The sequence below is a fragment of the Pelagibacterium halotolerans B2 genome (assembly GCF_000230555.1).
GTDB classification, from domain to species: domain Bacteria; phylum Pseudomonadota; class Alphaproteobacteria; order Rhizobiales; family Devosiaceae; genus Pelagibacterium; species Pelagibacterium halotolerans.
In genome coordinates, this window is the sequence record NC_016078.1 from 2507153 (window position 1) to 2531186 (window position 24034).

The 24034-nt window shown below is 60.4% G+C and carries 20 protein-coding genes; 6 read left to right on the forward strand and 14 right to left on the reverse strand.

What is annotated here, in order from left to right:
* Positions 1 to 58: 58 nt before the first annotated feature.
* Positions 59 to 184, reverse strand: coding sequence for a type B 50S ribosomal protein L36 (gene ykgO, locus KKY_RS12245; protein ID WP_014131674.1), 126 nt, complete (start codon positions 182 to 184; stop codon positions 59 to 61).
* A 243-nt stretch (positions 185 to 427) separates the two neighbouring features.
* Here ykgO and KKY_RS12250 point away from each other — a divergent pair, with 243 nt between their 5' ends.
* The gene (locus KKY_RS12250) at positions 428 to 937 is read left to right on the forward strand and encodes a response regulator (protein WP_014131675.1); all 510 of its coding nucleotides are present in this window, start codon (positions 428 to 430) and stop codon (positions 935 to 937) included.
* 3 nt (positions 938 to 940) lie between these two features.
* Here the strand turns inward: KKY_RS12250 and KKY_RS12255 are convergent, their stop codons facing one another.
* From KKY_RS12255 to KKY_RS12290, 8 genes are all read right to left on the reverse strand, one after another.
* Positions 941 to 1969: an ABC transporter ATP-binding protein gene (locus KKY_RS12255; protein ID WP_014131676.1), complete on the reverse strand. Its 1029-nt coding sequence runs from the start codon at positions 1967 to 1969 to the stop codon at positions 941 to 943.
* Positions 1966 to 2958: an ABC transporter ATP-binding protein gene (locus KKY_RS12260; protein WP_014131677.1), complete on the reverse strand. Its 993-nt coding sequence runs from the start codon at positions 2956 to 2958 to the stop codon at positions 1966 to 1968. Before KKY_RS12260 ends, KKY_RS12255 begins: the two co-directional genes overlap by 4 nt.
* A 19-nt stretch (positions 2959 to 2977) precedes the next feature.
* Complete coding sequence (locus KKY_RS12265; protein WP_014131678.1) at positions 2978 to 3922, reverse strand: ABC transporter permease subunit; 945 nt, start codon at positions 3920 to 3922, stop codon at positions 2978 to 2980.
* A 10-nt stretch (positions 3923 to 3932) separates the two neighbouring features.
* Positions 3933 to 4856, reverse strand: a complete 924-nt coding sequence (oppB, locus tag KKY_RS12270; protein WP_014131679.1) for an oligopeptide ABC transporter permease OppB — start codon at positions 4854 to 4856, stop codon at positions 3933 to 3935.
* A 169-nt stretch (positions 4857 to 5025) separates the two neighbouring features.
* The gene (locus KKY_RS12275) at positions 5026 to 6648 is read right to left on the reverse strand and encodes a peptide ABC transporter substrate-binding protein (protein WP_014131680.1); all 1623 of its coding nucleotides are present in this window, start codon (positions 6646 to 6648) and stop codon (positions 5026 to 5028) included.
* Positions 6649 to 6810: 162 nt separating this feature from the next.
* The gene (locus KKY_RS12280) at positions 6811 to 8097 is read right to left on the reverse strand and encodes an acetyl-CoA C-acetyltransferase (protein ID WP_014131681.1); all 1287 of its coding nucleotides are present in this window, start codon (positions 8095 to 8097) and stop codon (positions 6811 to 6813) included.
* 3 nt (positions 8098 to 8100) lie between these two features.
* A complete protein-coding gene (locus KKY_RS12285; RefSeq protein ID WP_014131682.1) occupies positions 8101 to 10068 on the reverse strand; it encodes a 3-hydroxyacyl-CoA dehydrogenase NAD-binding domain-containing protein in 1968 nt (655 codons plus the stop codon).
* 68 nt (positions 10069 to 10136) lie between these two features.
* Positions 10137 to 12620 carry an acyl-CoA dehydrogenase gene (locus KKY_RS12290; RefSeq protein ID WP_014131683.1) on the reverse strand — a complete coding sequence of 828 codons (2484 nt, stop codon included), beginning with the start codon at positions 12618 to 12620 and terminating at the stop codon, positions 10137 to 10139.
* Positions 12621 to 13055: 435 nt separating this feature from the next.
* On the opposite strand from KKY_RS12290, the gene KKY_RS12295 reads away from it, so the two are divergent.
* Positions 13056 to 14768, forward strand: a complete 1713-nt coding sequence (locus tag KKY_RS12295; protein WP_014131684.1) for a long-chain-fatty-acid--CoA ligase — start codon at positions 13056 to 13058, stop codon at positions 14766 to 14768.
* Between the two features lie 4 nt (positions 14769 to 14772).
* Positions 14773 to 15189 carry a MerR family transcriptional regulator gene (locus tag KKY_RS12300; protein ID WP_014131685.1) on the forward strand — a complete coding sequence of 139 codons (417 nt, stop codon included), beginning with the start codon at positions 14773 to 14775 and terminating at the stop codon, positions 15187 to 15189.
* Here KKY_RS12300 and KKY_RS12305 read toward each other — a convergent pair whose 3' ends face one another.
* From KKY_RS12305 to KKY_RS12320, 4 genes are all read right to left on the reverse strand, one after another.
* Positions 15190 to 17418, reverse strand: coding sequence for an EAL domain-containing protein (locus KKY_RS12305; protein ID WP_014131686.1), 2229 nt, complete (start codon positions 17416 to 17418; stop codon positions 15190 to 15192). It abuts the gene before it with no gap.
* A 167-nt stretch (positions 17419 to 17585) separates the two neighbouring features.
* Positions 17586 to 19079 carry an L-piperidine-6-carboxylate dehydrogenase gene (amaB, locus tag KKY_RS12310; protein ID WP_014131687.1) on the reverse strand — a complete coding sequence of 498 codons (1494 nt, stop codon included), beginning with the start codon at positions 19077 to 19079 and terminating at the stop codon, positions 17586 to 17588.
* 118 nt (positions 19080 to 19197) lie between these two features.
* A complete protein-coding gene (locus tag KKY_RS12315) occupies positions 19198 to 19980 on the reverse strand; it encodes a DUF1365 domain-containing protein (RefSeq protein ID WP_014131688.1) in 783 nt (260 codons plus the stop codon).
* Positions 19977 to 21332: an NAD(P)/FAD-dependent oxidoreductase gene (locus tag KKY_RS12320; RefSeq protein ID WP_014131689.1), complete on the reverse strand. Its 1356-nt coding sequence runs from the start codon at positions 21330 to 21332 to the stop codon at positions 19977 to 19979. The genes KKY_RS12315 and KKY_RS12320 overlap by 4 nt, the downstream gene beginning before the upstream one ends.
* A 240-nt stretch (positions 21333 to 21572) precedes the next feature.
* Here KKY_RS12320 and KKY_RS12325 point away from each other — a divergent pair, with 240 nt between their 5' ends.
* The 3 genes from KKY_RS12325 to KKY_RS12335 are packed head-to-tail and all read left to right on the forward strand — an operon-like array spanning position 21573 to position 23217.
* Entirely contained in the window at positions 21573 to 22148 is a 576-nt protein-coding gene (locus KKY_RS12325; RefSeq protein WP_014131690.1) for a sigma-70 family RNA polymerase sigma factor, read from the forward strand.
* Entirely contained in the window at positions 22145 to 22804 is a 660-nt protein-coding gene (locus tag KKY_RS12330; RefSeq protein ID WP_014131691.1) for a ChrR family anti-sigma-E factor, read from the forward strand. Before KKY_RS12325 ends, KKY_RS12330 begins: the two co-directional genes overlap by 4 nt.
* 8 nt (positions 22805 to 22812) lie before the next feature.
* A complete protein-coding gene (locus KKY_RS12335) occupies positions 22813 to 23217 on the forward strand; it encodes a DUF2177 family protein (protein ID WP_014131692.1) in 405 nt (134 codons plus the stop codon).
* Here the strand turns inward: KKY_RS12335 and KKY_RS12340 are convergent.
* On the reverse strand, positions 23214 to 23924 hold the full coding sequence (locus KKY_RS12340; protein ID WP_014131693.1) for a ribonuclease activity regulator RraA: 711 nt from the start codon (positions 23922 to 23924) through the stop codon (positions 23214 to 23216). The two genes, KKY_RS12335 and KKY_RS12340, sit on opposite strands and share 4 nt — an antisense overlap.
* Positions 23925 to 24034 lie beyond the last annotated feature (110 nt).

Consider the following 24034-nt stretch of genomic DNA (forward strand, 5'->3'; position numbering starts at 1 on the left):
AAGCGGGGCCCGCAAACCTGCGAACCCCGCTTCATAAGTCGATGATCGAAAGCGCCGATCAGCCCTGGCGGGCCTTCATACGCTTGTTGACCTTGTTGATGATATAGACGCGGCCACGACGGCGAACCAGCTTGTTGTCCCGGTGACGGGTCATGAGCGCCTTGAGCGAGTTGCGGATTTTCATTTTAACCTCAGACAAAAAGAGATCTGCGGAGCTCAAGGCACCGCTTCGGAGCGTTTCCCGGACATGTGATCGCCACTTGTCCGGTCGGAAACGCGACCAACTAACGACCGGGATCGCCCCAGCCGTGCTGAAGCGATCCCAAAGTTGGCGCGAACATAGGGGCAAAGGCCCCCTCTGTCAACGCGAGTCGCTGGCAGCGCTCTCAGATTTTGCGCTACCCCCGGCATGGTGTAGATTGGGCATATGAACACGACACTGCCCCCACGGCTGGCCATTCTGATCACCTCCGCCAATGGTGAGCTTTCCAGCACGCTGGCCGCCATGCTGCGCCGGCTGGGGCTGACCAATACGCGCATCGCCCGTGACAGCGCCGAGGCCTTTCGTCTTCTGAGCCAATCGCCCTATGACGCAATGATTATCGATAATGCCATAGGGCCCGAGGACGGAATATCGGTCACGCGTCGCGTTCGCCTCAACGCCGCCGCACCCAATCGTGCCATGGCCATCGTCATGGTGTCGGGCGACATGCCCTCCGAACAGACCCGAGAAGCACAGGACGCAGGCATCGACGAGTTCGTTCACCTGCCGACCACTGCCCAAACCCTTGCTGCCCGGCTTGAATCGGCCATCGCCGCGCCCAGGCCCTTCGTCGTCTCTCCCACCTATGCCGGGCCGGATCGCCGCCGCGAAGAGACCCCCATTGACGGTCAGGACCGACGCACTCCGGTCAACGGTTCACCGAAGCCCTCCTGAGGGTCAACTCTGCGCCCGGGTCCGCGTGCCCACCGGATCGGCCAGGATTTCCTCCCAGCGGATGCACGAAACATCCGATCCGTTATCGGCTGTCTCGAGCGGCGGCACCATCTGCGCACATCGATCCACGGCGTAAGGACACCGGGTCCGGAAATAGCACCCCGACGGCGGGTTGATTGGAGACGGTATTTCCCCTTCCAGCCCCTCTATCTTGTGCTCACGCGCCAGTTTGGGATCGGCTATGGGAACCGCCGTCAACAGCGCGCGGCTGTAGGGATGGCGCGGATCGGTGTAGAGCGTCTCGCTGTCCGCAAGTTCGGCAATGCGACCCAGATAGAGCACAAGAATGCGGTCCGACACATGCCGCACCACGGAAAGATCGTGACTGATAAAGATCAGCGTCAGCCCGAATTCTTCCTTGAGGTCGGCCAGAAGATTGAGAATCTGGGCCTGGATCGAAACATCGAGCGCCGAAACCGGCTCGTCGCACAAGATCAGCTTGGGCCCTGTCACCAGCGCCCGGGCGATGCCGATACGCTGAGCCTGCCCGCCCGAGAACTCGTGCGGATAACGGTTCATCATCTCAGGCAGCAGCCCCACCGCGTCCATCATCTCACGCACCCGCTTGCGGCGCTGCTCGGCATTCATCTCCGGCTTGAGCGTCCTGAGCGGATCGGCGATGATCTCACCAACCGTCATGCGCGGATTGAGTGAGGCAAGCGGATCCTGAAAGATAATCTGGAGATCGGTGCGCGCCTTGCGCATCTGGTCCTTGGAAAACTCCGTCAGGTCCTTGCCCAGCCACACGACCTTGCCGTCATCGGGTTCGATGAGCTGCAGGATGCAGCGGCCCAGGGTCGATTTCCCGCACCCGGACTCGCCCACGATCCCCACGGTCTCGCCACGCTTGACGGTGAAACTCACGTCATCGACGGCAGTCAGCATCAGCGGCTGGTTGAACAGTCCGTTGGCGATGGCGAAACGCTTGGTCAGGTTTTCGACGTTGAGCAATATTGGCGTTTGATCGTTCATTTTACCGCCAATTCCTTTTCCATGTCCGCTTCGGTCATCTCGCCCTCGTAAAAGCAGGCGCTCAACCGGTTATGCTCTCTCACGATCAGGTCGGGCCGTTCCCTCACGCAGCGGTCGAACCGGAAGGCGCAACGCGGGTTGAACGAGCAGCCGGGGGGCAGATTGGTAAGGTTGGGCGGAAGGCCCTTGATGGGAGCAAGCCGGTCCTTGCCTTCCTTGACGTGCGGCGTGGAATGCAGAAGGCCGAACGTATAGGGGTGGCGCGGGTCGTAGAACAGCCCCTCGACCGGACCCTGTTCGACGACACGCCCCGCATACATCACCATCATCTCGTCGGCGAGCCCCGCCACCACGCCCAGATCATGAGTGATGATGATCAGCGCCGTGTTAAACTTGTCGGTCAGTTCCTCGAAGAGCTTGAGCATCTGCGCCTGCACCGTCACGTCGAGCGCCGTTGTCGGCTCGTCGGCGATCAGAACCTTGGGATCGCACAGCAATGCCATGGCGATCATCACGCGCTGACGCTGGCCGCCCGAAAGCTCGTGCGGAAAACGGCGCAGGATGCGCCGCGGGTCCGGAAGATGGACCGTCCTGAGCATTTCCTCGGACTTCTCCATGGCCTCGGAACGCTTCATGCGCTTGTGGAACATGAGCACTTCGGTCATCTGGTCCGCAACGCTCAGATAGGGATTGAGCGAGGTCATGGGATCCTGGAAGATCATGGCCATGTCCCGGCCGCGTATCCTGTTGAGATCGCGGGGCTTCATGCCAATCAGTTCCTGGCCGTCGAGCTTGACCGAACCCTCGACCTCGCCATTGCCGGCCAGAAGTCCCATCGCGGCCATCACCGTCTGGCTCTTTCCCGATCCCGATTCCCCGACGATGGCCAGCGTCTGACCGGGTCCGATCGAAAAGTTCATCTTGTTGACGGCGCGCACAATGCCGTCGGGCGTTTTGAACGACACCGAGAGGTCGGTGACTTCAAGCATAGTCATGATCGTCCTTTCCTCACCGGTCGCGCGGGTCGAGCGCATCGCGCAGACCGTCGCCGATGAAGTAGAAGCTGAACAGGGTCACGATGAAAAAGAACAGTGGGAACAAGAGCTGCCACAGCGTGCCGTACATCACGGTGCCCGCACCTTGTGAAATGAGCGCACCCCACGAGGTAAGCGGCTCCTGGACACCCAGGCCGAGGAAGGAAATGAAGCTCTCGGTCAGGATCATCTGCGGCACCAGAAGCGTGGCATAGACCACCACAATGCCCATCAGGTTGGGCACGATATGCCGGAAGATGATCGTGAAGTGCCCGGCCCCGCCGGCTCGCGCCGCCTCGACGAATTCCTTTTCCTTGAGCGATAGCGTCTGCCCGCGCACGATGCGTGACATATCCAGCCAAGAGAGCAGCCCGATACCCACATAGAGCATGGTGATCGAGCGTCCGAAAACCACAAGCAGCAGGATCAGAACGAACATATAGGGGATCGAGAGCAAAATATCGACGATCCGCATCATGATCGAGTCGATGCGTCCACCGAAATATCCTGCCACCGCTCCGTAGAACGTCCCCACGATCACCGCGATGCCCGCGCCGACAAAGCCGACCATCAGCGAAATCTGGCTGCCCTGGACGACGCGGGAAAAAAGATCGCGCCCCAGATCGTCGGTTCCGAAATAGTGTCCCGATTCAAGCGAAGGCGCGCCTGCGGTGCGCACGTTTCCGAGCACCGACCAATCGATTTCCTCATTGGACCATGCCGCAAAGAAATGACCGGTGAACGCAAAGAGCGCCACGAGAATAAGAACCACAAGGCTGACAACCGAGGGGGCATGCTTGAAGAACCGCCGCGCCGCATCTGCCCAAAGGGACCGGCCCTTGGTGGCGATTTCGTAGTTGGCGTCGTCAACACCGATGGGTTCGGCCGAAGCTTCGACCCGTACTGGCCTCAATACCATTGTCGGCCTCCTAGTACCGGATGCGTGGGTCGATCCACGCATAGAGAATGTCCACGATCAGGTTGAACAGGATGGTGAGCGTGCCCAAAAGGATCGTGATGCCCATGATGACCGAATAATCCCGGTTGAAGGCAGAATTGGTGAAAAGCTGCCCGATGCCGCCGGTGGAAAAATAGACGTCGATAATCACCGAACCGGTGACCATCCCGACAAAGGCCGGACCCAGATAGGAGAGCAATGGCATCAGTGCGGGCTTGAGCGCGTGCCGCACGATGACGTGGCTCGCCGGCATACCCTTGGCGCGTGCCGTACGGATAAAGTTCGAGTTGAGCACTTCGAGCATTGAAGATCGCGTTATGCGGGCGATCGAAGCCATATAGCTCGTCCCCAGCGCGATGACCGGCATGATGACGTAGTTCCACTGACCACCGCTCCATCCGCCACCGGGCAGCCAGCGCAGCCAGAGCGTGAAGACGATCACCAGAATGGGAGCCATGACGAAATTGGGCAGCACCTGGGCGCCGATGGACGTTCCGACCGAAAGGTAATCGAGCCAGGTGTTATGCCGCACCGCCGCGGCAATGCCGAGGGAACAGCCGAAAAGAACGGCAAGCACGAACGACCACGTGCCATAGGTCAGGGTGACCGGGAAGCCCTGCGCGATGATGTCGTTGACCGTGCGATCCGTGTAGGCAAAGGACGGGCCGAAATCGAAACGCGTTATGATCCCGACCATGTATTCCCAGAGCTGCAGGTGCCAGGGCTGGTCGAGACCGAACTTGGCCTCGATATTGGCCAGCACCTGCGGCGGTAACGGGCGTTCGGAATTGAACGGACCACCTGGAGCAAGCCGCATCAGAACGAACGAGAATATAATCAAAAGCAAAAGCGTCGGGATGGCGACCCCGAGGCGCTTGAGGATGTATTTCAACATGTCGATGATCCGTGCACGGACGTCGCGGCAACCTGGCCGGTTCGGCAGTAGACAGCGCTTTGCGAATACAGTGCAAAGGCGCGTGTGAGGCTACGGCGCCCTGTCATTTCTTTACCCCGAAAAGGGGGAGTCCCGCACAAAACGTGCGAGACTCCTGTGATTGGCCTGATTATTCGGCGGCGACCTTGTAAAGGTCTTTCGAATACCAGTTCTGCTCGACGTTATTGACCGGCCATTCCTGAATCTGCGGATTCAGCATATAGACGCCGGCGTAGTGGTAGAGCGGAAGAACGGGCATGTCTTCGGCGACGATTTCTTCGATTGCCGTGTAGTTGGCGCTCGGATCGGACATCGTCTTGGCCTCGGCCAGAAGTTCGTCGACTTCCGGGTTGGAGTAGGCGGAGTCGTTGTAGCCCGAATTGGTGTCCATCAGATCGAGGAACGTGGAGGCTTCGTTGTAGTCGCCACACCAGCCGGCGCGGGCGATCTCGAAGTCGCCGTTGCCACGCGCATCAAGGAAGGTGTTCCATTCCATGTTGTCGAGCGTGGTCTGCACACCGAGCTTCTGCTGCCACATTTGCGAGATGACCGTGGCCAGTTCGCGGTGCGCTTCGTCGGTGTTGTAAAGAATCGAGAGTTCGAGCGGATTGTCCGCGCCGTACCCTGCTTCTTCAAGCATCTGGACGGCCATTTCGTCGCGCTCGGCCTGGGTCATTTCACCGAACTCAACCGAAGGAACCTCGAAGTTCGCGGTCGCACCCGGGGTAAAGGTGTAGGCCGGGATCTGGCCGCCCTGCAGGATCTGATCGGTGATGACGTTGCGGTCGATCGCATAGGCCAAAGCCTTGCGGACATTGACGTCCTTAAGGGCCTCGGGGCCATTCTCGCGCAGGTTGATGTTGTAGTAATAGGTGCACAGCCGCGGGAACGAGATGGCCGTATCGGGATATTCCTCCGCAAGGCGCGGATATTCGCCGGTCGGGATTTCGGTGCGGTCGAGTTCGCCGGCAAGGAAGCGCGTCAGGGCCTGGTTTTCATCGTTGATGACAAGGGCTGTGACGGTTTCGAGGACGGTGTTTTCCGCATCCCAATAGGTGTCTGACTTGACGCGGACAGAGCGTTCCTGGGGAACGTGCTCGGAAAGCGTGTAGGCGCCGTTGGTGACGAGGTTTTCCGGACGGGTCCACTGGTCGCCATGTTCCTCGATCACCCAGCTGGGGGACGGGAAGGTCGAAGCGTGCGTGGTCATTGCCGCGAAATAGGGCAGCGGAGCCGACAGGTGAACGACAAGCGTGTGGTCGTCGACGGCTTCGACGCCGAGCTCGGAGGGCTCCATTTCGCCGGCGATGATTGCACCGGCATTTTCGATCGACATCAATTCGCCGAACCATGCGTAGGGCGAAGCGGTCTCGGGATCAACGAGCCGCTGCCATGCATAGACAAAATCGCCGGCGGTCACCGGCGTGCCATCGGACCACATCGCGTCATCGCGCAGAGTGAAGGTCCATTCGGTGTTGTCTTCGTTGGGGGTCCACTCAGTGGCCACACCCGGAGCCAGTTCGCCGTCAGCGGTCTGGGTCAACAGGCCCTCGAACAGGTCACGTACGATTTCCGAACCAGATACGTCTTCCACGATCTGGGGATCGACCGAGCTGTGCTCGTCGAGAACGCGATAGGTAAAGCTCTGGTCCTCTGCCAGCGTAACCCCATCGGGAACATTGGCGGCCATGGCGGGCGCGACGAGGAACGTCGTCGCGGCAAGTGCCGCCAAAAGCTTGGTAGTACGTGTCATAATGGTCGTCTCCTTATATTTGGACGTTGTGATGCTTCCAGCCCACGGTTGCCCTCTTTTTTTGAAACGGGGCAACTCAAACAAAGATCAACGGGGAAAAACATTCCCCGTTGATCTGGAACGGGAGCCTATCCTTGCTCAAATGGCTTTGACAAGCACTGATTAATTTGCGCGTTCCACAATTGCCGCAACGCCCATGCCGCCCGCCGTGCAGACGGAAATCAGCGCCCGGTTTTTTTCTTGTGTATTCAAAAGCTTGGCTGTCATTCCCAGAATGCGGGCCCCGGTCGCGGCAAAAGGATGGCCATATGCGAGAGAAGAGCCAAAAACGTTAATTTTATCCACAGGCACCGCTCCCAGAGGATCATCTCGCCCCAAAACCGCCCGATTGTAGTCGGGATCTTCCCATGCGGCCAATGTGCAAAGCACCTGCGCCGCGAAGGCCTCATGCAACTCGAACAGATCGATATCGGCAAAGCCCAGACCGCTGCGCCGCATCAGGTCGGAAACCGCGATGGTCGGCGCCATCAAAAGCCCGTCGCCATGGGCGAAATCATTGGCCGAAACGGCTCCCATGGTCAGATAGCCAAGGATCGGCAGACCGCGTTCCCGTGCCCAATCCTCACTGGCCAGAAGCACCGAGGATGCCCCATCGGTCAGCGGTGTGGAATTGGCAGCCGTAAGCGTCCCTTTGCCCGATTTCTTGTCGAAAGCCGGCTTCATCGTGGCCATTTTCTCAAGGCTGGCATCGGGCCGGACATTGTTGTCCTTGTAGATGCCGGCGCAGGGCACGATCAAATCGTCGTGAAACCCCGCATCATAGGCGGCCGCGGCGTTCTGGTGGCTGCGCAGCGCCAGCAGGTCCTGCGCCTCGCGTGAAATCCCCCATTGCTTGGCCATCAATTCGCAATGCTCGCCCATCGACAGCCCCGTCCGAGGCTCCTGGGTCGAGGGGGCCACCGGCGCGATCTCGCCGAAATTGAAGCCCTTGAAGGCCGAAAATTTCTCCCCGGTCGTCCGGGCGCGCGAGAGCGCGATCATGCGCTTTTGCATTTTCGGCCCCAGCACCACCGGGCTGTCCGAAACCGTATCCGAGCCCGCGGCGATGCCGCTGTCGATTTCGCCGGTGGCAATCTTGGCTCCCAGCATCAGCGCCGCCTGCAGCGATGTCCCGCAGGCGATCTGCACCGTCGTTCCCGGCGTTTGCGGCGACAGGCCCGCATCGAGCAACGCCTCGCGCGCGAGATTGAAATCCTTGGAATGGGAAATGACCGACCCGGCCATTACCTCCCCGACCCGCTGTCCCTTGAGCCCGTACTTGTCGGCCAGCCCGCCGATGGCGGTCGAGAGCATTGAAAGGTTGGTTTCGTTTTCATAACCCGTATAGGCACGGCAGAACGGGATGCGCGCCGATCCAACGATGGCGACTTTGCGCAGTGTCAGTGTCATGATTTAAGCCCTTCCGTCCTCGCGTGCCTTGAGCGGTCCGCCCAGGAACGGTGCGAACCCGGTCCCCAGGATCATGCCGATGTCGGCCATGTCGGCGCTTTCGACCACGCCCTCGGAAACGATAACTTCTGCGGTGTCGACAAGCGGCTGGACAAGATCACGCCCCAGCCCTTCGAGATTTGCATGCGCGGGCGCCTTTTCCTTTTGCGCCTTGCCGTCAACCCAGGTGTAAAATCCCTGACCGGTCTTGCGGCCCAGCTTCCCGGCGGCAACCAGTCTTGCAAACTTGCTATCCTCGGGCACTTTCTGCCCCAGTTCCCTGGCAACGAAGGCCCCGACGTCGAGCCCCACGGTATCCATCAATTCGATGGGTCCCATGGGCATGCCGAAGGCGACCGCCGCCGCATCGAGCTGTTCGGGGCTTTCGCCCTTTTCGACCCGGTCGATGGCTTCGAGCATGTAGGGCATGAGCGCCCGGTTGACCAAAAATCCCGGCGCGGATTTGACCACCACCGGGCTCTTGCCGATGGCAAGGACGAAAGACGCCCCCACCCGGATCGCCTCGTCGTCATTCAGCGTCGATCTGATCACTTCAATTAGCGGCAATTGCGCCACCGGGTTGAAGAAATGCAATCCGATCAGCCTGTTGGGATTGTCCAGCGCTTCGGCGATCCGCTCGAGTTCGATTGAGGAGGTATTGGTCGCCATGATCGCATTGGGCTTAAGTTGTTGTTCGGCATTGGAAAAGATCTGCTGCTTGACCTCGAGCTTTTCCACCACGGCCTCGATCAGCACGTCGCACCGGGCAATTCCTTTGCCCTCGACGTCAGGCTCCAGCCGCGCCATGGCGGCATCGACCGCCTGTTTGGTCTTCAGTCTCTTTTTGAACAGTTTTTTGGCCCGGTCGAGCGCCGGCTTGATGCGGTCCATATCCATATCCTGGAGCGTCACCGCCATGCCGCGATAGGCGCACCAGGCCGCAATGTCACCACCCATCACCCCGGCTCCCACCACATGGACGCGGACAAATTTGGGCTTGTCCTTGCCCTTGACCCCGAGCCGTTTCAGGCTTTCGGACAAAAAGAAGACCCGGCGCAGGTTTTGCGCAGTCGGCGAAGCCATCAGCGGCACAAAGGAATCGATCTCGTGGGCGATCATCTTTTTGGGATCGTCGCCATATTTTTCGAACAGGTCGATCAGCGCATAGGGCGCGGGATAGTGATTTTTCGGCGCCTTCTTGCCCGCTTCCTCGCGCATCTTGTCGGCAACGCGCGAACGGATCGGCCCGAACGCTATGGCGCGCTTGGTCAAGGGCGCGGGATCGGATCTGCGCCTCGACAGCACCGCCTTGCGGCCCTCCCAACGCAGCATGTCGGGATGACGCACCAGCTTGTCGACAAGGTTGAGTTTTCTCGCCTGCGCGGCGCGCAATATCTTGCCCGTCAGCATCAATTGCATGGCATCGACCGGCCCGGCCTGACGGATCGAGCGCCCGGTTCCTGCAAAGCCTGGGAAAATCCCAAGATTGACTTCGGGAAAGCCCAGCTTGGTCGCATCGTCATTGACCGCAATGCGATAGTGGCACGCAAGCGCCAGTTCCAGACCGCCCCCCACGCAGAAACCCGAAATGCCGCACACGAACGGGATTTTGAGATCCTCGATCCGCTGGAACACCCCATGGGTCCGTCGCAGCGCTTCGGGGAGAACGGCCGGGTCGCTCATCTGGTCGAATTCGGAAATGTCGGCACCAGCGATAAAGCCGGGCTTTCCCGAAAGCAGGACGACGCCCACAAGGCTGCCCGCCTCGCCCAGACGTTCGACATGGCCGACCAGCGCTTCGAGCTCGGAAATCACCTCCCGGCTGAGGACGTTGACCGAATTGTCCTGAACGTTCAGCGTCAGCCAGCCGATCTGCTCGACATCGATTGAAAAGTCCCAGTGTCGGGTTTGCGGCGTATCAGCTTGCTCCAAGGCGTGGCTCCTCTCGTTTTCTCTCGGTCGGAACAAGGGTGGAGGTAAGCAACAGGTTCCGCAACCGCCTATTCGGCGGCCGCTGTATAGTCGCCTTCCGGTTTGACGGAGGACCGGGCCAACGCGTCCGGCGCGAAATCGTCAACCTTTATGACCCTGTCGGTGGCTTCGTCGGCCACCCGCATGATCTGCGCCTCCTCTGCCGTCAGGATACCCTTTGCAACCGCATCCTCGATGGCGTCGCGATCCAGACGCCGATCTATTTCGCCCTTCTTGATGGCCCGGAAGAATTTCTTTTCGATCTCGGCTGCCGCCTCAACCTTGATCAGGGCGTCTTCGAGCATCCCCGTTCGATCGGCCGGATCGAAGGAGAGATAGACCCCGCGTGTCAGCCTGTCACGAAACGCCGACTGGCCCAGGACCGAACGCGCGAGCCGGTAATTGTCCCGGTCACGCGACGGCCGTGCGCGGCGTCCAAGCGGAAAGATCAGGGCGCCAAGCGCGAATTTGAGGAACGGGTTGGGGAAATTATCGATGACTTCCCCGAGCCCCTTTTCGATTCCGGCGATCCTGTCGCGGGCTATCGCGTTGATCACCGCAATATCCTCAGGCATCCGGCCGTCATCTTCATAGCGCTTGAGTGCACTCGAAAGCAGGTAAAGATCGGAGAACACGTCCGCCATGCGGCCCGACAGCATCTGCTTGCGTTTCAGATCGCCGCCCAGAAAGGCCACCGTCCAGTCGCCCGCCAGTGCAAAGCTCTGGCAATAGCGATGCAGCGCGCGATACCAGCCCTTGAGTTCGTGCTCGACCGGGCTCGAGGCAAACCGCCCGAAGGTCAAATTATGCCACCACGAAGCGGTCATATTGCGCAGCATGAACCCGATATGACCCGAAAACGCCGCATCGAAGTCCTTGAGCCCCTGGCGCTTGTCGGGGTTTTGCGCCGATTGCACTTCCTTGAGCAGATAGGGGTGCGCCCGCAGCGCGCCTTGCGCAAAGGTAATCAGCGTCCGCGTCAGGATGTTTGCACCTTCCACGGTGATTGCCACTGGAATGGTCTGATAGCCCGCAAACAGATAGTTGGACGGCCCGTCCTGTATGGCGCGCCCGCCATGGATATCCATGGCGTCGTCGACCCGCCCGCGCATTTCCTCCGTCGTGCGGTATTTGAGCGCCGCCGAAATCACCGCCGGCTTTTGCCCGTCATCGACAATCGCCGCGGTCATGGCCCGCGCGGCCTCGAACTGGTAGGCCGATTTGACCAGCCTCGCCATGCCCTCGCCGACCCCTTCCATCATGCCGATGGAAATGCCGAACTGGCGGCGGATCCGCGCATAGGCCGATGTCGTGCGCAGTGCCGCCTTGATCGAAACCGTACCGATGGCGGGCAGCGAAATGGCGCGGCCCGTCGCAAGGCATTCCATGAGCATGCGCCAGCCTTGCCCCGCATATTCGGTACCGCCGATCAGAAATTCCATGGGCACGAAAACGTCCTTGCCCGATGTCGGTCCGTTCATGAAGGCCGAGCGCGCCGGCAAATGCCGCCGCCCGATGACAACGCCCGGATAGTCGGCGGGGACCAGCGCCAGCGTGATGCCAATGTCCTCGCCCTTCCCCAGATGATTGTCGGGGTCATAGAGATTGAACGCCACGCCCAGCAGCGTCGCCACCGGGGCAAGGGTGATATAGCGCTTGTCCCAGCTCAGACGCACGCCCAGAACCTGCCTGCCTTCATATTCGCCATAAGTCACCACGCCCACATCGCGCATGCCCGCCGCGTCCGATCCCGCATGGGCACCGGTCAGCGCAAAGCACGGCACTTCCTCGCCCTTGGCGAGACGATGGAGATATTTGCCCTGCTGTTCGGGCGTGCCGTATTTTTCGAGCAGTTCGCCCGGCCCGAGCGAATTGGGCACCATCACGGTGATCCCCGCGGCAATCGAGCGCGAGCCTATCTTGGAAACCACCTGGCTCTGGGCCTGCGCGGAAAAACCAAGGCCGCCATGCTCCTTGCCGATAAGCATGCCCAAAAAGCCCTTGTCCTTAAGGAACTGCCAGACCTCGGGGGACATATCCATGCGATTGTGGCGTGTATCCCAATCATCGATCATCGCACAGACCTCTTCGCAAGGCCCGTCGAGAAACTCCTGCTCCTCATCGGTCAGGTCAGGCTTGCGAATGTCGAGCAGCCTGTTCCAGTCGGGACGACCGGCGAAAATTTCGGCGTCCCAGCCGACAGTTCCCGCGTCAAGCGCTTCCTGTTCTGTCCGTGAGATGCGCGGAAGGATGGATTTGACCATTTTGTAGGCCGGACCGGTCAGAACCAGTTGCCGAACGGGTCCAATCGCCAGCAATCCCAGAACCACCGCCGGCAACAGGACCAGTATCCACCCCGCAATGCTTGTCGAAAGGGCAAGCCCTTCATCGGGCCGCAGCATGGCGAGCACACCGATGACCGCAGCCGCCAGCGCCCACTGCCAAAGCGGCGACTGGCGGATCGCAAGAACGAAAAACGCGACAACGCTGAGAACGACTAGTGCCAAAACCATAAGCTGGCCTCCCCTGACCTGCGGCAGTTCGGTGTTTGCCGAACACCACGAACTATCGACACCGGAGCCCCAAAATTCAGTCCGAACCGAATTCAGGGTTCCTCGCGCCAATTACTCGGCGCGCCGAAAAATCAAATTTAGAATACACCTGTGAACGTAAACGTCAATCTATTGCCTGTAAGGTAATATACAACGCATCGCTCGCCCGGAAAGCGTCCCGGCAAACCATGCCATGATGCGGAACGCTCTCGCCATGGATTCGTTTCAAGATGACAGAAATTGAGCGACCATCGTATCATTTGCGTTCGGACCAAAGGCCAGGAAGCCTAAAATAGGTAAGGTTTCTTGCCCTACGTGCATCGTTTGACGTTAACGTCATCACGTGACATAATTTTCGACGGCAGTGCGGACACAAGATCCGCTGGAGGAGAGAACATGAACAAACCAGTCAGCGCCCCACATCCCTGGATAACCGCCTATCCCGAAGGTATCGAATGGGATGTGCCCATCGACATCACCCCGGTCCATGAGCAGCTCTTGGCCTCCTGCGCCAAAATGGGCGATGCCGTAGCGCTCGATTTCATGGGGGCCACCACCTCGTTCCGGCGGCTGGGAGAGAAGGTCAACGCGCTGGCTGGAGCGCTCCAATCCGAGCTCGGGGTGGCAAAGGGAGACCGCGTCGCGCTGCTCATGCCCAACACCCCGTTCTACGTCATTGCCTATTTTGCCGTGCTGCGCATCGGCGCCACTGTGGTCAATTGCAACCCCCTGTATTCCCTGGATGAGCTCAGCCACATCGTTTCCAATTCCGGTGCGACTGTCCTCGTCACCCTCGATCTCAAGGCCACATTCCCCAAGGCGGAAAAGCTGGTGGAAAAGGGCCATGTCAAAAAGCTCGTCGTCGCCCATTTTCCCGATGCGCTGCCAGGGTTGAAAAAGATCCTGTTCTCGGTGCTCAAGGGCAAAGATATCGTCAAGCCGGCAACGTCTGCGGCCGCGCAGTCCGTTATATCCTTCGAGGAGCTCATGACCCGCGGCAAGACCCCCGCACCGGTCCGGATCGACCCCGAAAAGGACGTTGCCGTCCAGCAATATACAGGGGGCACTACGGGCACTCCAAAAGGTGCCATGCTCAGCCACGCCAATATCGCCGCCAATATGAGCCAGATCGACAAATGGGGCTGCGGGCTGTTCTACCCTCCATCCAAGGTCGTCGCGGTCCTGCCATTCTTCCATATTTTTGCGATGACCGTATGCATGAACGTTCCATTGTGCTCGGGCGCCCAGGTCGTCATGCTTCCGCGCTTCGAAATGAAGGCCTTTCTGTCCCTCATGAAACGCACCAGACCCAATATCCTGCCTGCCGTCCCGACGCTGTTGCACGCCCTGGCCACAAAGGATACCGCGACCGCCGAAATCCTTGCGCCTCTCGAAGTTGCGATTTCGGGCGGCGCGGGCCTGCCTGGCGAAACCCGCGAGGCCTTCGCCAAAAAATCGGACGCTATTCTGGCCGAAGGGTACGGCTTGACCGAAGCCTCCCCCGTCGTCACCTGCGCTGCGCTGCGGGTGCCCTCGAAACCAGGCTCCATCGGCCTGCCGCTCCCTGCCACCGACCTGCGCTTTGTCGATCTCGACGATCCGGAGCGCGAAGTGCCCCAGGGCGAGCGCGGAGAGCTCGTGCTCAAGGGTCCCCAGGTCATGCTCGGCTATTTCAACGACGAGGAAGCCACCAAAGCCGTCTTCACCGCCAATGGATATTTGCGCACCGCCGATGTCGGATATCTCGACGAGGACGGCTATGTCTTTCTCGTCGACCGCATAAAGGATCTCATCATCTCTTCGGGCTTTAACGTTTATCCGCGTGTCATCGAAGATGCGATCTACCATCACCCCGCCGTGGACGAGACCAACGTGATCGGGGTAAAGGACGAGTATCGCGGAGAGGTGCCCGTCGCTTATGTCAAGCTCAAGGATGAGCAGTCAGTCACCGAGGGGGCCCTGAAGTCCTTTCTCGAAGAGCGCCTTTCCAAGCTCGAAATGCCAAGAGAGATCATTTTTCGCGACGAATTGCCCAAGACCATGATCGGCAAGCTGTCCAAGAAAGATCTGCGCGAGGATTACGAGAACAACGTAAAGGCCGGGAGATAGAGTTTTGAACAAGCACGATGCCGATAAGCGCGACCTGTTCGCCATTGCCGATCTGGCAAACGAGTTCGGCATTTCCACCCGCGCGATACGCTTTTATGAAACCAAGGGGCTTTTGAAGCCCGACCGGCTGGGGTCGACGCGCGTGTTCCGACGGCGGGACCGGGCACGGCTGATCCTCATTCTGCGCGGCAAGCGCCTGGGCTTCACGCTGCGCGATATTTCAGAATATCTCAGCCTCTACGACGCCGACGGCACCCGAACCGCCCAGGTCAAGCTCCTGATCGAAAAGGTCGACGAGCGCCTCGAGCTGTTGCGCGCCCAGATGGCCGATCTCGAAACCACGATTGCCGAGCTGACGGAAATCCGCCAGCTTGCAGACGACCGGCTGCGCAGCGGGCCTTCGGAGGGCGAAACGGCCTGATCAGGCCCGCCGCCGACTGGCCCCAGACCGCCCTGCCCTCGCATCGAACCATTCATCCATTGCCTGGGCGGTGAGCGGCCGCGAATAAAGATAGCCCTGCTGGGCATCGCATCCGAGCGCATCGAGGAAGCGGCGCTGGGCGTCGGTTTCCACGCCCTCGGCGACCACCCGCATGTTGAGGCTCTGGCCAATGCAGATCACCGCCGTGGCAACGGCCTGGGCTCCGGCATCGCTTTCCAGCCGGTCGATGAACGCCCTGTCGATCTTGAGTTCATTGACCGGAAGGCGTGCAATGAGCGACAGCGACGAATACCCGGTTCCGAAATCGTCCATGGACAGGTTGACGCCCATTTCACTGAGCGTGTCGGTGTTGGCCGACACTGCGGAAGTCTGGTCGAGCATCAGGCTTTCGGTAATCTCGATGGTCAGGTCGGACGGCTCCAGCCCATAGGCGGCCAGCGTTTCACCGACCTGTTGGCAAAACGCACCATCACGGAACTGCTTGGCCGAGATGTTGACCGAAATCGTCGGGACGTTCCGGCCCGCCGCACGCCATTGCGCCAGTTGGGCACAGGCCGCGCGCAACGCCCAGAGCCCGATATCCTCGATCATCCCGATCTGCTCGGCCACGGGGATGAACCGGTCGGGGCCGACCGGACCCAATCGGGGATGTGTCCACCGCGCAAGAGCTTCCACGCCGTAAAGGCCCTCGCTGTTGCGGTCGATCTGCGGCTGGAAGGCAAGCGAGAGTTGCCCACCCGCCAGTGCCTCGCGCAAAGCGGCGCCCAGTTCGAGCCGGTCGCGGTTGGCCACGTTCATCTCCGGGGAGAAGAAGTGGTAGTTCGCCCGCCCCGCCGCCTTGGCTTCGAACATCGCCGTCTCGCAATTGTTGAGAAGCATTTCGACATCGGTGGCGTCCCCCGGATAGAGCGCGATCCCGATGGTCCCCGAGAGCGATATCGCCGTTCCGCTCACCTCGAAAGGCTCCTTGAGACTGGCCAGCAAGCCCTGCGCCGCGGCGGCGGCTTCACCCGCGCGGCAATCGTCCAGCAGCATGATGAAGGCATCCGCACTCATCCGGGCCACCATGTCCGACGACGAGGCACGATCGAGCAACCGCTGGCTCACGGCCTCGAGCAGCATATCGCCAACGGGCAGGCCGTATGCTTCGTTGATGTCCTTGAACCTGTCGAGATCGAGCCACAGGCAGGCCAGCGATTTCTTGCGCTGCGGATCGCCGGCCAGGGTCTGTTCGACCCGTTGGCGCATAAGCACGCGGTTGGGCAGGCCCGTCAGCGTATCATAATAGGCGAGCCGTCGGATCTGGGTCCGCGCCTCATGCCGTTCGATGGCCATCACGCACAGGTTCAGGCACGTCTCCACAAGCCGCAAATGCCAGGCACTGGGCGGCCGGCGTTCCGGGAAATAAAAGGCAAACGTTCCCGCAACACGCCCATTGCGCAGAACCATGGGATAGGACCAGCAAGCCCTTAGCCCCAGGGGCAGGACCAGATGCTTGAAATCGGCCCACAGCGGATCGGTTTGGATATCTTCGACCACCACCGGCTCACCTCGCCAGGCGGCGGTGCCGCAACTGCCGGCCCTTGGCCCGATTGCGATCCCGTCGATATTTTCTGCCACCGCGTTGGGCAGGCTGGGCGCCGCCAACGGCCGCAACCTCTGGTTTTCATCCACCCGCAGGATCGAACAGATTGTATCGGGTGCAAGCGCCTGCACCTGCTCGCAGATGTGCTCCATGAATTCGGCAAGCGGCATGTCACGGCCCAGCGCATTGAGCAGGTCGCGCTGAAGCACCTGCAGCCGCTTGGATTGCGTGATGTCCGAGAGCATGGCGACCAGATGGGTAAAACGCCCCTGCCCATCATGCACCGGATCGAGTTTGGCCGACACCCAGACCGGATCGCCCGCCCGCGTGTGCAATAGCAGATCGTCGTAGAATGCCGCTCCGTCCGCATCGCGGCTGCGCGCCAGCCGATGCAACCGCTCGTCGCTCATCGGACCGGCCAGAAGCGACCACGGTGCCCGTCCGGCAAAATCATCGAGCCCATAGCCGAACAGGGTCTCGAAAGCAGGATTGAGATAGCACGGACGCCCCTCGGCGTCGGAAATCAGAATCGCTCGGTCGGTGCGCGCGATCGTCAGCTCAATGAAATCGAGCCGGCTCGGATTGGTGGACGGAAATCCACCGGCTTTTCGTCCGTCGTGCATTCTGCAATCCCGGATCGTGTTCCCCCGTTCGGGCGACCTTGCGGCCGTCCCGCACGAGAGAGTGTGAAGACCCAGAGATTAACGAAATCTGTTTTTCCCCCGATTCCCTGGAGACCGATACCACCGACGGTTAACCGGGCCTTGCGGGAATCGGGACAAAACGGCGCCTAGATATCGAACTTGATACCCTGAGCCAGCGGCAGTTCGCGCGAATAATTGACCGTGTTGGTCTGGCGCCGCATATAGGCTTTCCAGGCATCCGACCCGCTCTCGCGTCCGCCGCCGGTTTCCTTTTCCCCGCCAAATGCCCCGCCGATCTCGGCCCCCGAGGGCCCGATATTGACATTGGCGATACCGCAATCGGATCCCGCCGCCGAAAGGAAGGTCTCGGTCTCGCGCACATCGGTCGAAAAGATGCAGCTCGAAAGCCCCTGCGGCACATCGTTCTGCAGCGCAATCGCCTCATCGAGCGTCCTGTAGGTCAGGACATAAAGGATCGGCGCGAAGGTCTCGTGTTTGACGATGGCTGTCTGCTCGACCATCTCGACGATCGCCGGCCGCACATAATGCCCACCTTCGACAGCGTCCACACGCTCCCCACCGGTCACCCTGCCGCCTTCGGCCTTCGCTTTTTCCAGCGCGTGCTGCATGCCGTCAAAAGCGGCCTTGTCGATCATCGGTCCAACAAGAACACCTGGCTCCAGGGGGTTGCCAATCGGCAGCTTGCCGTAAACACCCTTGAGCTTTTCGACAAGTTGGTCGCGGATATCCTCGTGTACGATCAGCCGCCTAAGGCTGGTGCAGCGCTGCCCGCAGGTCCCAACCGCCGAGAAGACGATGGCCCGCACCGCATTGTCGAGGTCAGCCGAAGGCGCCACGATCATCGCGTTGTTGCCTCCCAGTTCCAGAATGGTCTTGCCGAACCGCTCGGCGACCCTTGGTCCAACGATCCGCCCCATCCGCGTCGATCCGGTCGCCGAAATCAGCGGCACGTCTTTCGAAGCCGTCAACGCCTCGCCCACATCCGCGCCGCCGATCGCCACCTGCAGCAATCCTTCGGGCGCATCACCGAACCGGGCCGCGGCCCTCTCGAAAATCTTCTTGACCGCCAAAGCCGTCAGCGGCGTCTTTTCCGAAGGTTTCCAGATCGTGGTATTGCCGCACACCGTCGCCAGCGCAAAATTCCAGGCAAACACCGCAACGGGGAAATTGAACGCCGAGATCACTCCAACGACACCGAGTGGATGCCAGGTCTCGCGCATCGAATGACCGGGACGTTCCGAGGCAATAGTCAGCCCGAACAATTGTCGCGACTGGCCCACCGCCAGATCGCAGATGTCGATCATCTCCTGGACTTCCCCCAACCCCTCCTGGAAAATCTTGCCAGCCTCAAGGGACACCAGCCTGCCCAGAGCATCCTTGGCGTTGCGCAATTCCTCGCCGAACAGCCGGATCAATTCCCCCCGGCGCGGCGCCGGCACCAGCTTCCAGTCGGCAAATGCCGATTTGGCCGTACCGATCATCTTTTCGACATCTGCGCGCGAATGGGTCGCAACCTCCCCGATCAGCGCGCCATCGACAGGTGAATGCACCTTGAGCGACCCGCCCGTCAGATCGGCGGCATCCAGCATAGCGGCTGAAAGAATGTCGGCATGGGACATGAATGTTTCCTCTTTGCGTGATGTTCGACCTTCAAGGGTCGATTTGCATCAAGCTTAATGGAAGCACGGCTTCGCTCAAAACGCCGATTGGTGATGGATCGATGAGCACCGCTGATGCCTATTCGGCCGGCGCGGTTCCGATCACTGAATGGGAGATCTTCTCGTGCCCCTTTTCGTGCATGAATACGGGGTTGCCCTTGAGCCAGAGCTTGAGCGCTTCCCAGTGGATGCCACCCATGATTTTCAGCGTCATCAGCGGATAGCGCAGCAGCGCACGCGCCAGGCTCTTCTCGCTCAGTTCCTCGCGCCTGCCGGTAAACGCCGCATAGAGCAGCGCCCCTTCATTGTCGCTTTCATTAATGGCGATCTGAACCTTGTCGCTCGGTGGCGTGATCTTGAAATCGTATTGCGCCTGCATGGGCACGAAGGGCGAAACGTAAAGTTCCTTGGCACATGATTGGCGCACCGCACCTTCGACGTGCCCGCTCACCGGGATCACATAGGTGTGCCGCTCGTAAAACGTGTTGCACACCTCATAAAGGATAGCCCGCATCCCCTGAGCATCGGAGCAGAAATAGACGGTTATCGGGTTAAAGACATATCCGAAAATGCGCGGATAACAGAGCATCTCGATCTTGAGGTCTTCGCCCGCGATCCCAGCGTCGGCAAGCAGCCGCTCGGCCCAGCGCCGCAATCCGCCCGCCTCTCCGTCGCCATGATCGGCGTCGCGAAAGCTGAACACCCCGAACCGATTGTATGAAAAAAGCTTGAGCTTTTTGTCCAGCGCCTCGAGCCTGTCCAGATCGAGCAGCAGCGAAAAAACGCGATAGCGGAGCCTATGCGCGCGCGGCCTGTGCCGCACATGCACAACGTCTCCGGCATAGATCGCGCCATCACTCATTCAGCGGCCACTCTTTCGCTGTTGATATGGATACGGCCCGAAGCGTTCTCCACCGACCAGGGACGTTGAACGCCCGCCATATCTTCGGCCGCGGCAAGACCGGCCTGCAACCCGTCCTCGTGGAACCCCGAGCCGAAATGCGCGCCCGCAAACCAGACACCGCCGCGCCCCTGCAAGCGCCAAAGCTCTTTCTGAGCCGCCATCGCTTTCTGGTCGAACAGGGGGTGGGTGTAGTCAAAGGATCTGAAAATCGTCGCCGGATCGATGTCCCGGCTGGGATTGAGCGTCACGAACAGGGGGTGTTTCTTGTCGATATTCTGGAGCTTGTTCATCCAATAGGTAACGCATAGCGGGCTGTCCCCGTCCCATTCGCGCTCCCCGATATAGTTCCAGCTCGACCATACCGATTTGCGCTTTGGCATCAGGCGTCTGTCCGTGTGCAGCACAGCCTTGTTGTGGGTGTATTCGAACGCGCCTAGAACCCGCCTCTCTTCGTGGTCGGGTTCAGCCAGCATGGCCAGTGCCTGGTCCGCATGGGTCGCGATAAGAACATCGGTAAAGATGTCCTTGTGTCCGCACGCATCGGTTATCGTCACCACGCCCGAATGGCGCTCGATCCGGCCAACAGGCGTCGAAAGCCTGACCGTTCCCTTAAACTCTGCCACCAGACGCGAAACATACTCGCGGCTGCCGCCCTCGACAGTTCGCCACAGCGGACGGTTGTAAAGATCGAGCAGGCCATGATTGAGGAAGAACCGCACGAAGGCCTGAACAGGATACTTGCGGATATCGGCGGCCGAGGACGACCAGATCGCCGCGGCCATGGGCAGGATATGATCCTGGATATAGCTCTCCGAATAGCCGTTCTCTGCCAGGTAGTCGGCCAACCCGACCTGCGCAAGGCTGCCATCGGCGAGGATTTCCCGGTGGGAGCGGGAAAACTTTACGACATCGAACAGCATGCGCCAGAAGCGCGGACGCACTACGTTCGATTTCTGCCCGATCAACCCCAGCGGGTCCGAGCAATATTCAAACGCACCACCATCGATCGAAGCACCAAACGACATCCAGGACCACGACGTCGGAACACCCAGATGCTCGAACATGGCGACGAGATTGGGATAATTGGCTTCATTATAGACAATGAACCCCGTATCGACCGGGATCGTCTTGCCATCATAGTCCACATCCACCGTATTGGAGTGCCCCCCGATCCGGGAGTCGGCTTCATAGAGCGTCACGTCATGTGTCTGGCTCATCAACCAGGCTGCCGAAAGTCCTGAAATACCGCTTCCGATCACGGCAATACGCCTGGTGCCTTTCGGTCCCTTGGGGCCAGCATCGAGATACATGGGTCGGTTTGTCCTTGGTTGCTTTGCACTAAGGTACGGGCCAGACCCCAAATCGGATGCACACGATGCGTAATTTTTCTTTTCCGCGCTGTGATCCGCACCCTTTGCGTTGCCGTAGATCGGTGCATGACGACAGTCCTTTCAATCGATCCGGCCTCGTGCCAAACTTCGGGACCCTTGGCGGCACAGCGAGAGTATGCTGTGCGTCCGACCCCCAGAGGAATTGCGCGTACCGGCAAGATGGCTGTCGACCCCAGTGACAAAAAGGCGCTCAATATCGTGATGCGCCAGAAACTTTTCGCAGTCGCCACGTCGCGCGACGTCGCCGCTTTTGAAGAGCTGTTCCGCTATTACGGTCCCCGGGTGCGCGCCTATATGGCCAAGCTTTCCCGCGACGGGCAGCTCGCCGAGGAATTGATGCAGGAAACAATGGTGGCGGTCTGGAACAAGGCCGCCCAGTACAGCCCCGACAAGGGCAACGTCTCGACATGGATTTTCACGATCGCGCGCAACCAGCGCATCGACCACTGGCGCAAGGCAAACCGCCCCGATTTCGACCCCAACGATCCCGCCTTCGTTCCCGCCGAGGTCAAGCCCGCCGACGCGGCATTCGACATGAACGAGGATGCCGACCGTCTCCATCGCGCCATGCAAACGCTTCCTCCCGAACAGCTTGAGCTTCTCAAGCTCTCGTTTTTCGAAGAGGCTTCCCACGGCTCGATCTCCGAAAGACTCGGCCTGCCGCTGGGCACCGTCAAATCCCGCATCCGTCTGGCCTTTGCCAAGCTGCGCGCCGCGCTGGAGGATCGCTCATGAGCATCGTCCACCACCTTGAGGAAGATGTCCTGCTCGATCATGCCGCCGGTACGCTCGCCGAGGGCTTTTCGCTTGCCGTCGCCACCCATCTGGCCATCTGCCCCGAGTGCCGTGAGCGCTATGCCATGATCGAGGGTGCGGGCGGCGAACTGCTCGACACCATCGAACCGGCCTCCGGTCAAGATGGCGGCTGGCAGGCGCTTAGGGCCCGCATCTCCAACGCGTCCTTGCCCGCGGCGAAACCGGCGCGTCGCGGCACCTCCGGCGGATCGGCGCCTGTCCTGCCCGAACCCTTGCGCTCCTATGTCGGCTCGGACGTCGATGCCATCCGCTGGAAGTCCATGCCCGGCGCCGCCCAGTTCATCATCCCCACCCGCGATGGCCGCGCGGTAGCGCGCCTCCTGCGCATTCCGGCCGGCAAGCCGGTGCCAGAACACACCCATCGCGGCATGGAAATGACGCTGGTTCTTTCCGGCGCCTTTGCCGATGAGGACGGAACGTTCGCCCGCGGCGATATAGAGATCGCCGATGGCAGCCTGACCCATCAGCCGGTCGCCACAAACGATGCCGATTGCATCTGCCTTGCCGTCACAGAAGCCCCGCTCAAATTCAAGAGCTGGATCGTGCGTCTGTTTCAGCCAATGCTGGGGATATGAGGGATCACATGCCTTACGTCATTGCCTATGTCGGAACGGCCATCGTCTTTTTCGCCATCGACTATGTCTGGCTCTCACGGGTCGCTTTCGGATTTTACCGCGAACAGATCGGCCACGTTCTGCTCGACCAGCCCAACCTCGCGGCCGCGGGCGCCTTCTATCTCTTCTATATCGGTGGCATTGTTTATTTCGCCGTTGCCCCGGCGATGCAGTCGGGCAACTGGACGCAGGCTCTGGCTGCCGGTGCAATCCTGGGGCTCGTCGCCTATGGCACCTACGACATGACCAATCTGGCCACCATCCGCAACTGGTCGGTCTCGGTCACCATCATCGATATCGTCTGGGGCGCAGCCCTCACCGGCACCGCCGCCACCGCCGGCTATTTTGCCACGCGCCTGCTGGGCAACAACTAACGCCGTTGCCCGGCCCTGAACGCCTCATAGCGCTTCTTAGTCTCTTCATTCATGGGATAGAGGCCGGGTAGCGGCACGCCGCGATCCACCTCGGTCATGATCCATGCTTCCATCGCTTCCTGCTCCGGCGCTTCGGCCAGAACCTCTAGGAGTAGCGCCTGAGGAATCACAACGGCCCCGTCATCGTCGACAACGATCGTATCGCCGGGGATAACCGCCACTCCGCCGCAGCCGATCGTTTCCTGCCAGCCCACAAAAGTCAGCCCCGCCACCGATGGCGGCGCCGAAATACCGTTGCACCAGACCGGTAGGTTGGTGGAATGGACACCTGCGGCATCGCGCATCACCCCATCGGTCACCAGCGCGGCGACACCCTTCTTGGCCATGCGAAAGCAAAGAATGTCGCCGAATATCCCGGCGTCCGAAACGCCCATGGCGTCGGCCACCACGACAGCGCCTTCCGGCATGTCCTCGATTGCCGCGCGCGTCGATATCGGCGATCCCCAGCTTGCCGGCGTCGCAAGGTCCTCCCGCGCCGGAACGAACCGCAGCGTAAAGGCCGGCCCCACAATCCTTGGCATGCCCGGCCTGATTGGCCGGGCGTTGCGGATCCACACATTGCGCAGCCCCTTCTTGAGCAGCACGGTGGTCAGCGTCGCTGTCGAAACACCCTTGAGGGTCTCGGTTGCGTCCGGGGTCAATGTCATGGGGCGATCTCCTGATAATCCGTGCACCATGATGTCTGCCGACAGGTCCAACGCGCAACCATTTCCAGCATCCCCATTGCCGCTTCAGGAAAAGAAGCGGATCGCAAACG